The following is a 12,059-nucleotide window of genomic DNA, read 5'->3' as shown; positions in this document are numbered from 1 at the left end:
CTGATGACCAGGGAGAGACCAGTTGAAGACCATCTTTCATGCCAGACCCGGGGCCGATGTGAGCCACGCCGGCTGGTCCATGCATGCGGCCAGTCTGATCGCGGGCATCGCCCTGCTGCTGATGACCGTACTGGCCGTCTTCGCCAACTTCGCCGCCATCGAGGCCCTCATCACGCCAGGGGACGCGGCCAGGACGGCCCGGGACATCACCGGCTCCGAAACGCTGTTCCGTCAGGGCGTCGCCGTCTTCGTCCTGGTGGCCGTCCTCGACATCGTCGTGGCCGGCGCGCTGCGTCCCCGAGAAAGGGCGGCCCAATCATGACACCCCGGACAATCGCGGTCACGGTAGGAGCCCTGTTCATCTTCCAGATGATCTCCGCCATCATCGGCACCACCCTCACCCAGGCCTTCACCGACGGCAACCCCGACAAAACAGCGCTGACGACCGGCGTCGCGCTCATGATCTGCTCGGGCCTGGCCGTGGTAGGCATCGGCCTGCTCATGTACCGAATCCTGAAGGGCTTCAACCAGAAACTGGCCCTGTGGTACCCCGTCATGAGGGTCATCGAGCTCGCGGTCTCCGCCACCTGCAGCATACCGGCGGATACGCTGTGTCACCTGCAATGCCAGCACCGCACCGCTCACCTGCCGCAGGGCACATTGGAGCGTCTACTTCGACCAGCGAACAACAGCGAGCACGGGAACCGCTCGGACACGGTCCCTAGGGCAGGGCCAGCGAGGCCCCGCCACACATCATGAGGTGTTGGCCTGTGATCGCACCGGCGTCGGGACCGAGGAGGAACGAGACTAGGCCGGCCACCTCGTCCGGGCGGATGAGCCGGCCCAGTGGAGGCGTCTTGGGCGGTATATCGGACCGGGCCGGGTCTTTCAGCATGGGGGTATCGGTCGGGCCTGGCGCGACGACGTTCACGGTGATCGCGCGGGGTAGCAATTCGATGGCCCACGACCGGCAGAGCCCAAGCAGGGCGGCCTTTGTGGCGGCGTAGTGGCTCTTGCCGGCGGCTCCCTGCATTGTCCGGCTGCCGAGCAGAACGATTCGGCCGCCAGCCACGAGTTGTCCGCTTAACGTGTCGACGACGTAGCTAGCCGCGGCGACGTTCACCTGCCACATCGCTGCGCCGTCTGCCATGTTCAGCGCACCAAGCTTCCCGGTGCGCTGAAGTCCTGCGGAGTGGATGATGGCGTCGATGTCGCCAGTGACCGTCGCGAGGGCCTGACCGACGGCTTCCACATCACTGAGGTCCACGCACAGCCAGGACAGTCTGGAGCTGGCGGATCCGCCGGTTTGGGCGGGCGGGTGGATGGTGCTCGGTGACGGGCCTCGAGATACTCCCGTCACATGCCAGCCCTCGTTGAGCAACCGATGTGCCACAGCGAGGCCAATACCTGAGCTCGCTCCCGTTATGACGGCGTGCTTGGCGGCGACGGTCGTGGATCTGGCGTTCGGCGTGGCAGCAGGGCCCTCGGCCGGGTCCGGAGTGCTGGAGTCGGTAACGGCGTTCGGCATCCTGTCGCTCCGTGGTCGCATGTGGATCGCTCGCGCGTGAGGCCTGTGCGCGTCCTCAGCGGATCGCGGTTGGCAGGCTGGCTCGTTGTGAGGTTCAGATGGTGGGAGCCCGGCCACGGCCGGGTCGTCGAGGGACCCGCCGCCGATGCGCGCTACGGGCCGGCCGGCGACCCCGGGGCACGACCGCGCTTCGGGGTCGCCGGCACGTTGGCACCTGGACGGCGCCGGGCCGGCTCCTACCGCCCTACGTAGGCGCTACTCCCGTCCGGAGCCTTCTTCCAAAGCTCATACCAGTTCCAGAGCAGTCGCATCTCCTCTGGGATGATGCTGTGGCCGCGGCCCTTCGTCACGCCGTAGCGCACCACGTTCACGCCGTCGGCGTTGTTCCACTTGTAGATGAGGTAGCGGCCGTTCGTCTCTTCCGACGCGGGGGTCGTCGCCGTCCCGAGCGCATCGTTTCGGTTGATCCAGTAGGTCATGCTGTTACCGACCGTCGGGGTGGAGAGCTGGTAGGGCCAGAAGTCGAACTCGCCGAACAGGAGGAAGAACGGAAGTACCTCTCCGGAGTAGTCGGTCGAGGTGCCGCCGCCTGATGTGGAACCGAGAGCGGCGAAGTTCTTGGACAGGGCGAGGTTCCTGCCGATCGCCTGGGTCATCATGCTGCCGTTGGACTGCCCGCCGAGGTAGATCCGACTCGCGTCGACGTTGTACTCCGCTTTCACCTCATCCAGTAGCAGCTGGATGTAGCTCATGTCGATGCTGGTGTCACTGGTGTTCCATCCGGTCCGGTTGGTCGTGTTGAGTCCGGTGGGGACCACGAGGATGAACCCTTCGTCGTCCGCCACCTCCCACCAGCGCGAGTAGTCGAACATCGCGTACATCGTCATACCGGAACCGTGTAGCGAGAACACGGCCGGGACGTCCTCACCCCGCCTTGCGGCTTCCTTTGCCTTCCGCGGCACGTAGACCATGTATTCACGCAGGCGGCCGTCGAGCACCAGAGTCTTGAACTGGACGCCGAGCTTCTGGTAGTCGGGGCGGCTGCCGACGGTGTTGCCGCCGACATTGCCACCGTATCGGGTGTAAAGCGAGAGGAAGTCTTCGTAGATTTTCTCGCTCGAGACAGTGTCATTGCGGAGGTTCTTCTTCTCGCGGACCGCTACTGCGGTGCGTGAACTGTCCGCGACGTAGCCGTGCAGGGTGCCATGCTTCTGGTAGTAGATCTTTCCGCCCTGGAACCCGGTAGATCGGTTGCCGGTCTGATTGGCCTCCTTCCAATAGTCGATGACGTGGGATGTGTTTTGCGACAAATCCTTGGAAATAATCCACACGGGAAGGGGGACGTTGCTGCTCGCGACGAGGTTGCCGTTCCGGTCGGGCGTGGGGTAGTAGTTGCTGTCCAGGCTGGCGAGAAAGTCGCCGCCGATGTCGCTGGCGTTGACGAAAGCCGCCGCGGCGACCAGTGTGGGGTCTTTCATGACCATCTTTTGCAGTACCGACCCGGCGGTGTCGTAGCCGACCACGTAGTAGCTTTCCGGCGGCAGGTACCACGTACCTCGGCCCTCAGAGCTGTTGAGGCTGATGTTGCCGTACGCGGTTTCGATGTATACCTGCTCCTGCTCGGCGGTACCCCACGAACCGGACAAGCCCGGTTCGAATACGTACAGCAGGAACTTCTCCCTGTCGGCGAGCTTGATCCAGCCGCTGTCGGCGAGCCACCTGACGGTCTCTTCGCCGTCCGGCACGTTCGTCACGACCATGTATGCGCCCAGGTGCGCGCCTTGGGGAACATACAGCTTTGCGGTGCGGTCCGTTCCGGCGATGGTCCGCTCGAACAGCCCGCTGATTCCCATGCTGATTCCTGCCATGGGGTCGTAGACCGGAACGGTCGTGCTGAGCGGCTGGACCACAGGCAGCTTGGACGGCCAGGTGAATCCCGCAGTGGACATTAGCAGTACGGCGGCTAACAGCAGCGACCCGATTCTCGTTTTCACTTTCTTCCTCCGGTACTGATTCGTTGGAGCGAAGCGGAAGACGTCCACGCCGACACGTCCATTGATGGGCCACATCAATCTGCATATGAGCCGCATTTGTGGCAGCCTTATCCTGTTTCCGGGCAGGCTAAGTTATGCGGGACGGCGCCCCGATGGAGGCGTCGTTGGCGTGGACCGCGGAGGCAGGTAGGTCAAAACTATGCGGGCCGGAGCCGGATGTACTTGATGGCCTGCCGGAAATAGGTGAAAGCGATGTGTAGCGTGCCATCCGCGGTCTGGATGATGCTCGGATAGGACAGTTCGCGGTTAAGACCGTCGCGGGAGTTGTTCGTCAAGCAGTAGCCGTCGCCGATTTCCAGGTCTCGGCGAACTGGCCAGGTGGTCCCGCCGTCGCTGGACAGCGCGAGGGACAACGGCGCACGGGGGGCTCCCCAAAAGGCACTACGGTCTTCCTGCGCCGGTCGCGGATCGGCGGCAGGAGGGTGCGCGTCCTGGTGGACGAGGCCGTCGTCGTCGATCTCGTCGTAGAGGGAGATTCGCCGGTCGGTGGCATCGGCGGCGTTGCTGTGGTTGTAGACCAGAACCAGCCGGCCATCGACGGTGGGGGTGTACTGGATCGATGAGTTGTTGTTCGGCAGCTCCGTGGGGACTGGTTTGGCCCAGGTGTCACCGTCGTCGTAGGACCGGCTCTGGTACACGAAGTCCGCCCAACGGCTACGAAACAGGGCCAGCAGGGAACCGTCGCCCACCCGATGGATGTTCATGTGGACGCATCCGGTGCTGTCGGGTACTGGGACTTCCCGCCAGGTGCGTCCCTGGTCGTCGGAGATCATCACCGCGCTGGTGTCATGGTCACCGACCCACCTGCGGCCGGGGGTATGGACACAGTGGAAAACCGGCAGCAGCCATCGTCCGGAGTCCAGGATCTCGACCGGTTGGCGAACGAAGACGCCCCCTGCGGCGGTGACCGGGAGCAGCGTTTGGGTTGGTGACCACGACTCGCCGTCATCAAGGGAGACTCGGTAGCGGACCTCGGAGGTGTCTTGGTTGCCCGCGTGCTGTGCGGTGTGCAGCAGCCAGAGCTCACCGGCCGGTGTGGGGAACAGGACGGGGTTCTGCTCGGAGCGGGTCGGGTCTTCAGAGAGGCGGATCGGCGTGGACCAGGTGTCGGAGCCGGCTCGCAGCCGGGACATCCAGATCGAGATGTCGGCCACGCCTTCCTGGGTGCCGCCGAACCAGACACAACCGATGTCCCCGCTGGCCAGTTGCATGAGGTTGGCTGAGTGGTTTTGCGCGGCTGGGGCGGGCAGGTAGGCGTCCGCCCGGCCGGCCTGGTCGGTCCGGTCTCGGATCACACCATCGGTGGGCAGGCGCCCGTTGGTGGCGGCAACCGGTACGTTCACGACGTCCTCCTGAGCTGGCGTGGTCACTGTTGCTGGCTGCGGGAGCGGACGGCGCCGAGATGGCCGCGCGCGACCTGTTCCAGGTGGACCAGATCGGAGGCGATGCTGGCGAAGGCGTACCCTTCGGCGAGCCGCTTGGCAGCGGTCTCCCCGTCCGGGGTGTGGATGCCTGCTGCAACACCCGCTGCGGCGGCGGCCTGCCGGATGCGCCGCAGTGCGTCCTCGAAGACGTCGGCCACGCCAGGATCGTTGGGGTAGGCGCCCCCCAACGCGAGGCAGAGGTCGGACGGGCCGACGTAGACGCCGTCCAGGCCAGGGGTACGGCAGATCCTCTCGACGTTCTCCAGGCCGTCAGCTGTTTCGATCATCGCGAAGACAAGGGTGGTGGCGTCGGCATCGGCCGGCTTCGGCCCGATCCTCAGGCTCGAGCGCATCGGGCCGTAGGATCGCCGTCCGGCGGGTGGATAGCGCGTGGCGGCCACCGCTTCAGCCGCCTGTGCGGCGGTGTCGATGAGTGGAACGATCACCCCGGTGGCGCCGGCGTCGAGCGCCCGGCCGATCTGGGCCGGGTCGTTTGCCTGGACCCTGACCAAGCCGACGGAGACGCCCCCGGCGTCGATCGCGGTCAGTCCGGCGAGCAGTCCGGCGTAGTCGAGGAGCCCGTGCTGGCCATCCAGGCACACGTAGTCGTAGCCGAGGCGGGCGAGCCGCTCGGTGGCGGCAGGCGAGTCGAGGGTCACCCAGTAGCCGACGGTCTTTTCCCGTGCCCGGATGCGGGCGGCGAATTCGTGGGGGGTCATGAGAGGCTCCATGTTCACCGGTTGTAGGGGGGCATCGGGCCGCGCAGGCGCGCACCGACGGCGTCGCAGGCGTCGAGCACGTCGCTGGGGAGCGAGCCGGCCTGGGCGGCTGCGAGGTTGGCGCGTAGGTGCTCTTCTCGGGAGGCGCCGAGTAGCAGCGCGTCCACTTCTTCGCGTCCGAGCAGCCAGCGCAGGGACAACTGCACCAGGTCGATGCCGGATGCGTCGGCGAGTTCGGCGAGTTCGGCGGTCGCCTCGAAGAGCTCGGGGGCCCAGTACCGCTGCCGGTACATGCCAGCGAGCTTGGAGTCACCGAACCGCCCGGTGCTCGGGGTTTCGCTGAGCCGATGCCGGCCGGTGAGCAGGCCACCGGCGAGCGGGTTGTAAACCATCGTTACCAGCCCGCTGGTACGGGCAAACTCGCAGTACTCTTCTTCCAGCCGGCGAGCGAGGAGGTTGTACAGCTGCTGGGCGATGACGGGTCGCGGCGCCCCTACCTCCTCAGCCACGTGGTTGATCTCCACGATCTGCCAGGCGGCGAAGTTGGACACGCCAAAGGCTCGGATCTTTCCTTCGGTGGTCAGGTCCGCCACGGTGGCCAGGGTTTCGCGCAGCGGTGTGCGCCGGTCCGGCTGGTGCAGGTAGAACAGGTCGACGTGCTCCACCTTCAGCCGCCTGAGGCTGCCCTCGAGACCGGCCCGCAGACCCGCCGCGGAAAGCGGGGCGTGGTCGCCATGGTCGGGATGTGGCATACCCGCCTTCGTCGCCAGAACGATCCGGTCGCGCCGGCCGGCGAGCAGGCCACCGACGATCTCCTCAGTGACGCCATCGGCGTACGCGTTTGCGGTGTCCACGCCGGTCACCCCGGCCTCCAGGGCCAGATCGAGTAGGTGGGCCGCACCCGATGCGTCCACGGTGTCGCCGAAGGTCATCGTGCCCAGGACGAGCCGGGACAACGGAACATCGATGCCCGCCAGGCAGAGAGAATTCATCATGTCGCTCCCGTGACGGTCTGCGGATCGACACCGTCGACACCGCCGGCGGCGATCGCCGGCGATGGGCTGGTGTCGGCCCGATCCATGGTGCGGGGTTTCCGGCCGCGCATCCTCGTCGGATCGAGCGCGGCCCGCCGCAACGCGCGGGTAACCGATGTACGCGGCGAGGCAAGGACGTCGCTGGTCGGACCACTCTCGACGATCTTTCCTTCGCTCATCACCACAATCGTCTGGCTGAGCTGCCGGACCACTCCGAGGTTGTGCGAGATGATCAGGTAGGTCAGTCGCGTCTCGGCCTGGATCTGGCGGAGCAGCTCCAACACCTGCGCCTGCACCGAGACGTCCAGGGCGCTGGTCGCCTCGTCGCACACCAGTACTTCAGGCCGGCTGGCAAGGGCGCGGGCGATGCCGATCCGCTGCCGCTGCCCGCCGGAGAATTCGGCCGGGCGGCGGGACAGGGCGCTTCGCGGCAGGCCGACCAAATCGATCAGCCGGGCGGCCTCCGTCTCCCGTTCCTTCCGTGAGCTCACGCCGCGCAGCCGAAGCGGCTCGGCGACGATGTCCTGTGCGGACAGATGCGGGTCAAGCGAGCCGTACGGATCCTGGAAGACCATCTGCACCTTCGAGCGAAGCGGCCGCAGCCGCCGCTCCTTCAACCGGGCGATGTCCGTACCGTCGAGCAGGATCCGCCCGGCGGTGGGTGTGAGCAGCCGCACGATGGAACGGGCGACAGTGGACTTGCCGCAACCGGACTCACCGACGATTCCGAGCGTTTCCCCGCGTGCGACGGCGAAGCTGACGTTGTCGACGGCGCGGAACGTGCCATGAGGGACGGGATAGTCGACCGTGAGTCCGTCGACCTCGAGGAAGGGCGCGTTCATCGAGGTTCTCCCGTCTGCATCCCTGTCGGGGTCGCATGGGGATCCGGCGGCGGGTCGGGCGCGGTGCCCGGATCTTCGTCCCAAGCCCCCAGAACGGGCACCGCTGCCAGCAGGGCACGCGTGTAGTCGTCTCGGGGATGCTCGACGACCTGCTCAACCTCGCCCGACTCGACGAACCGGCCGTCCCGCATGACGTACACCCGATCAGAGACGAGCCGGGCCACCCCCAGGTCGTGGGTGATCATCAGGATGCCCACGCCGGTGGTCTGCTGCAGATCGAGCAACAGGTCCAGGATTCCGCCCTGGACGGTGACGTCCAGGGCGGAGGTAGGTTCGTCCGCCACCAGGAGTACAGGCTCGCCGGCGAGCGCCATGGCGATGATCACTCGTTGTAGCATGCCACCGGACAATTGGTGCGGGTAACGAGACAGCTGCCGCGCAGGGTCGGGTATCCGGACCTGTTCCAGCAGATAGACGGCACGGTCCGCCGCTGCGGCCCGAGACAGCTCGGGACGCCGGAGCCGGACCGCCTCCGCGATCTGGCGGCCGATCTTGTGTACGGGGCTGAGCGCGGTCATCGGATCCTGCGGAATGAGCGAGACGCGACGGCCACGGATCTTCTCGATGGCCTCGGGCTGGGCGACCACGTCGACGCCCTCGAACCGGACACTGCCGGAGAGTACGGCCAGGCCGGCCGGGAGCAGCCGCAGGATGCCCATCGCCGTGGTTGACTTACCCGAGCCGGACTCGCCGATGATCGTCACCGTCTCGCCCTGGTGGATGGCGAAGCTGATGCCGTCGACGGTGCGGATCACACCCGCCTCGGTGATGAGTTCGATCTGTAGGTCCTCGACCAACAGCAATGGCGCACCGGGCTCGCCGGCGGCGCTGGGCTTCCCCATGTCTTCGATCGTCACACTCGTGTCCTTTGAGGTCACCGCGGAGTTGATGGCCACCACGCCTCACGCCCCCTTCCGGCGACGTACCCGGTCCCGAAGCCCGTCGCCGAAGAGGTTCACTCCGACGACAAGCAACGCGATCACCAGGCCGGGCATGGTCACCAGCCACCAGGAGGTGGTGATGTAGTCCTGGCCGTCGGCGATGATTCGGCCCCAGGTCGCGAACGGCCGCTGGGGACCGGCTCCCAGATAGCTCAACGCGCTCTCCAGCAGTACGGCCTGGGCCAGCAGGAGCAGGACGACCACCGTTGCCTGCTTGATGATGTTCGGCATGAGGTGCCGGACAAGAATGCCGACCCGGTGCAGCCCGAGTACCCGCGCCGCGGCGATGTAGGGCTTCTCCCGCTCCACCAGCACCAGCGATCGGGTCAGCCGGGCCACCTCGGGCCACTGGGCGACCGCGATGACGAAGGTGATCACCGGAACCGACGAGCCGAAGAGGGCGACCACGAGCAGCAGCATCATCAGCAGCGGGAGCGAAAGTTGGGCCTCAAGCACGCGGGAGACGGCCGAGTCGACCCAGCCGCCGAAATAGCCGGCTGCCGATCCGGCGATGATCCCGATAATCCCGGAGACGACGACGGCGAGCACGCCGACCGTCAGGGAGACCTGGCCGCCGTGCAGGATCCGGGAGAGCAGGTCCCTGCCAACTTGGTCAGTGCCGAGCAGATGCCCATCGGTGAACGGCGGCAGCAGCCGCGCGGTGAGCTGCTGGGCGTCCGGTCCGGGAAGCGGGAGGACGTTGGCCAGCGCCACCGGCAGGATGACCAGCAGAGCGCAGGTGGCACCGATCCACATCTTGGCGTGCGCGCTGCGGCGTTGGCGGATCGCGGTTGCCCTTTTGAGCTGCTTCGCGGTCACCATGCTTGGCCGCTCGGCGGCCAGCCGTGGTTCGGGCTCCGCAGCGGAGCTTACAGGGGTGCTCACGACGTGGCTCCCTTCCCCAGGCGGACCCGCGGATCGAGCAACGGGTAGGTCAGGTCGACGAGAAGTTGGACGAGGATGGCCAGGGCGGCGGTGACCATGACCGTCGCGGTGATCAGCGGATAGTCACGGGTCTCCAACGCCCGTACCACGAGTGAGCCGACCCCGGGCCAGGCGAAGACGACCTCCACGACGACGACCCCGTTGAGCATGGCGGCGAACCGGGTACCCAACGCGGTCAGAACCGGGATGGCTGAGTTGCGCATCGCGTACCGCCAGGTGAGTGCGGGTGTAGACAGCCCGCGTGCCAGTGCGACGACCAGATACGGGGCATTCAAGTTCGCTACCATCTCGCGGCGCACCATGCGAGAGATGAGCGCGATCTGCAGAATCGCCACCGTGACCGTGGGCAGGACCAGGCCATCCCAGCCGGCGAAACCGGCGGCCGGCAGCACGGGTATCAGGACGGCGAAGACCGTCAGAAGCATGATGCCGGTCCAGAAGTCCGGCATGGATTGCGCGGCGATGGTGGCGACGTTGGCGCCGAACTCGCGGGCGGTTCCCGCGTTGCGCGCCATCCAGACGCCGAGCGGGATGGCGATGATCGTGGTGAGCAGGATCGACGCGACCGCCAGGGTGATCGTATGCGGCAGGCGGCTCAGGACGACGTCCAGCGCCGGACTTTGGAACGAGTACGAGGTTCCTAGGTTCCCGTCGGCCAGCCCTTTGACGAAGATCCAGTACTGTGCGGGCAGCGACTGGTCCAAGCCGAAATGGGCGCGAACCTCGGCCAGTTCCGCCGACGTGGCCATCGGGCTGGACAGCGCGGCGGCCGGGTCGCCAGGCGCCAGGCGAATCAGGAAGAAGACCCCGGAGACCGTCACGAACACGGTCAGGGCGCTCTGCACGATCCGCCTGGCGAGATACCCGAGCACGGTTCAGGCCCCCAACCGAACGTTCGAGATGTCGTAGTTGTTGGCTGGTGTCAGGGTGATCCCCTCGACCCGCGTGCGGCGGGCGATGACCGCCTTCGGAACGAACGCCCACAGGCAGGGCCAGGTGTCCCAGATGGCCTTCTGCGTGTCGGCCAGCAGCTTCTCCCGAGCGGTCTTGTCGACCTCTGCCTGCGCTTTCACCAGACCATCGGTGATCTCCGGGATGACATAGCCGTGGTAGCTGTCCCGGGTGGCCTCTTTGGCGGCGGTGCCCGCGTACATGCCCTGCAGCATGGTGGACGCCAGGCCCGTTGTCCCGGGGTAGCCGTTGCCCAGGATGTCCCAGTCGCCGGCCCGCCCCTGCCGCCATTTCAGGATGTCGCCGCCGGGTTCGAACTGCTGAAGGGTGGCCTTGACGCCGACGTCACCGAGCATCTGAGCGACCGCTTCCATGACCGAGGCGTCGTTGGCGAACTCACCGCTCTCCCAGATGATCTTCACGGCGAGGTTCCTCACCCCGAGGCTGTCGAGCATCTGCCTGGCCTTGGCTGGGTCGTGTACGTACGCGCCGGTCTTCACGGCACCCGACAGGGTCAGCGGGACCGGACCTTCTGCGGCCGTGACCACCCCACCCAGGATGTTGTTGATCAGCGCTTGGCCATCGATGGCATAGGACAAGGCCTGTCGCACCTGCGGATTGGCGAGCGGGTGGGACTTCGGCTTACGGAAGTTGTAGAAAAGCTGGCTGAGCCGGGTGCCCTCGACGGTCTCCACCTTGATGTCGGGCAGGCCGCTGAGCTGCTTCACCGCGTCCGGGGAGATGGAGTCGATGACGTCGACCTGACCGCTGCGCAGCGCGGTGACCCGGCTGGCTTCCTCCGGCATGAACTTGACCTCGATGGTGTCCACGTGCCCGGCGGTACCCCAGTACTTCGGGTTCTTCTTCAGGGTGTACTCGCCGGTCCCCCGATTCGCGGTGGTGACGACGTAGGGGCCGGTGCCGACCCCGCCCTGCAGCTCCTCGGCCTTGTTCGCGGCGGACGGCGTGATAAGGATGTTCGCCATCAGATAGTCCAGCGCGACGATCGGTCGCGTTGTCTGCAAGGTGAAGGTGGTGTCGTCTACCGGCACCACCTTCGGCCACTCGGGGAAGAACGTGGCCAGGAAAGAGCCATTGACCTTCTGGTACATCTGCAGCGCGGTGGCCACGTCCTCGACCTTCACAGGCGTGGCGTCGGAGTAGGTGACGCCCGCGCGTAGCTTGACGGTCCACGTGGTGGGCGCCGTCATCTCGAACTTCTCAGCCAGCACAAGCTGCGGGTGGAGGTTCTCGTCGATGCGGGTCAGGGCCTGCCGCACAGCCCGCTGCACGGTCACGGCGGCGTCGAATTGGTTGAGTTTGTTGTCCAGACTCACCAAGGAGCGATTCAGGGCCAGGGTGAGGGTTCCGCCGCCAGGGGCGCCGGTACCACCGGTACCGGTCGGACTCGAGCAGGCCGTCAGCGTGCCACCGAAGGCAGTCAGGCCGCCCGCCAAGCCGAGCCCGCGGAGCAGGGCACGACGCGACAGCTCAGGCGAGGATGGTTGATCGTTCATCGTAAGCCCTCGATTTCTATGCGTGTCCGCATCACGGGGGGTGG

The 12,059-nt window shown here is 66.4% G+C and carries 12 protein-coding genes; 2 read left to right on the top strand and 10 right to left on the bottom strand.

Annotated elements, in window-relative coordinates:
* Positions 1-22 precede the first annotated feature (22 nt).
* Together ACBJ59_RS04540 and ACBJ59_RS04535 are read left to right on the top strand one after the other, a co-directional pair.
* The gene (locus ACBJ59_RS04540; RefSeq protein WP_375108903.1) at positions 23-322 is read left to right on the top strand and encodes a DUF4386 family protein; all 300 of its coding nucleotides are present in this window, start codon (positions 23-25) and stop codon (positions 320-322) included.
* Positions 319-759 carry a DUF4386 family protein gene (locus tag ACBJ59_RS04535; protein ID WP_375108902.1) on the top strand — a complete coding sequence of 147 codons (441 nt, stop codon included), beginning with the start codon at positions 319-321 and terminating at the stop codon, positions 757-759. The genes ACBJ59_RS04540 and ACBJ59_RS04535 overlap by 4 nt, the downstream gene beginning before the upstream one ends.
* On the opposite strand, the gene ACBJ59_RS04530 is transcribed toward ACBJ59_RS04535, so the two are convergent.
* From ACBJ59_RS04530 to ACBJ59_RS04485, 10 genes are all read right to left on the bottom strand, one after another.
* Complete coding sequence (locus tag ACBJ59_RS04530) at positions 722-1,528, bottom strand: SDR family NAD(P)-dependent oxidoreductase (protein ID WP_375108901.1); 807 nt, start codon at positions 1,526-1,528, stop codon at positions 722-724. The two genes, ACBJ59_RS04535 and ACBJ59_RS04530, sit on opposite strands and share 38 nt — an antisense overlap.
* Positions 1,529-1,764: 236 nt before the next feature.
* The gene (locus ACBJ59_RS04525) at positions 1,765-3,570 is read right to left on the bottom strand and encodes an alpha/beta hydrolase family esterase (protein WP_375108900.1); all 1,806 of its coding nucleotides are present in this window, start codon (positions 3,568-3,570) and stop codon (positions 1,765-1,767) included.
* A 149-nt stretch (positions 3,571-3,719) separates the two neighbouring features.
* Positions 3,720-4,925, bottom strand: a complete 1,206-nt coding sequence (locus ACBJ59_RS04520) for an exo-alpha-sialidase (protein WP_375108899.1) — start codon at positions 4,923-4,925, stop codon at positions 3,720-3,722.
* Positions 4,926-4,948: 23 nt separating this feature from the next.
* Positions 4,949-5,725 (bottom strand): HpcH/HpaI aldolase/citrate lyase family protein, encoded by a 777-nt coding sequence (locus tag ACBJ59_RS04515; RefSeq protein WP_375108898.1) that lies wholly within the window; start codon positions 5,723-5,725, stop codon positions 4,949-4,951.
* Between the two features lie 14 nt (positions 5,726-5,739).
* The gene (locus ACBJ59_RS04510) at positions 5,740-6,720 is read right to left on the bottom strand and encodes an aldo/keto reductase (protein ID WP_375108897.1); all 981 of its coding nucleotides are present in this window, start codon (positions 6,718-6,720) and stop codon (positions 5,740-5,742) included.
* A complete protein-coding gene (locus tag ACBJ59_RS04505; RefSeq protein WP_375108896.1) occupies positions 6,717-7,601 on the bottom strand; it encodes an ATP-binding cassette domain-containing protein in 885 nt (294 codons plus the stop codon). The genes ACBJ59_RS04510 and ACBJ59_RS04505 overlap by 4 nt, the downstream gene beginning before the upstream one ends.
* Complete coding sequence (locus ACBJ59_RS04500) at positions 7,598-8,518, bottom strand: ABC transporter ATP-binding protein (RefSeq protein ID WP_375108895.1); 921 nt, start codon at positions 8,516-8,518, stop codon at positions 7,598-7,600. Before ACBJ59_RS04500 ends, ACBJ59_RS04505 begins: the two co-directional genes overlap by 4 nt.
* Positions 8,519-8,563: 45 nt before the next feature.
* Positions 8,564-9,487: an ABC transporter permease gene (locus ACBJ59_RS04495; RefSeq protein ID WP_375108894.1), complete on the bottom strand. Its 924-nt coding sequence runs from the start codon at positions 9,485-9,487 to the stop codon at positions 8,564-8,566.
* Complete coding sequence (locus tag ACBJ59_RS04490) at positions 9,484-10,419, bottom strand: ABC transporter permease (protein ID WP_375108893.1); 936 nt, start codon at positions 10,417-10,419, stop codon at positions 9,484-9,486. Before ACBJ59_RS04490 ends, ACBJ59_RS04495 begins: the two co-directional genes overlap by 4 nt.
* 3 nt (positions 10,420-10,422) lie before the next feature.
* Positions 10,423-12,015 carry an ABC transporter substrate-binding protein gene (locus tag ACBJ59_RS04485; protein WP_375108892.1) on the bottom strand — a complete coding sequence of 531 codons (1,593 nt, stop codon included), beginning with the start codon at positions 12,013-12,015 and terminating at the stop codon, positions 10,423-10,425.
* Between the last annotated feature and the right edge of the window lie 44 nt (positions 12,016-12,059).

Origin of the sequence: Nonomuraea sp. MTCD27 (genome assembly GCF_041950495.1) — a bacterium.
Taxonomy (GTDB): domain Bacteria; phylum Actinomycetota; class Actinomycetes; order Streptosporangiales; family Streptosporangiaceae; genus Nonomuraea.
The sequence above is the reverse complement of the archived record's forward strand: the minus strand, read 5'-3'. Positions and strand labels throughout refer to the sequence as shown.

Coding starts and splice junctions, on each gene's coding strand:
- ACBJ59_RS04535 (WP_375108902.1), top strand. CDS start 319: ATGACACCCCGGACAATCGCGGTCACGGTAGGAGCCCTGTTCATCTTC.
- ACBJ59_RS04530 (WP_375108901.1), bottom strand. CDS start 1,528: ATGCCGAACGCCGTTACCGACTCCAGCACTCCGGACCCGGCCGAGGGC.
- ACBJ59_RS04515 (WP_375108898.1), bottom strand. CDS start 5,725: ATGACCCCCCACGAATTCGCCGCCCGCATCCGGGCACGGGAAAAGACC.
- ACBJ59_RS04510 (WP_375108897.1), bottom strand. CDS start 6,720: ATGATGAATTCTCTCTGCCTGGCGGGCATCGATGTTCCGTTGTCCCGG.
- ACBJ59_RS04505 (WP_375108896.1), bottom strand. CDS start 7,601: ATGAACGCGCCCTTCCTCGAGGTCGACGGACTCACGGTCGACTATCCC.
- ACBJ59_RS04485 (WP_375108892.1), bottom strand. CDS start 12,015: ATGAACGATCAACCATCCTCGCCTGAGCTGTCGCGTCGTGCCCTGCTC.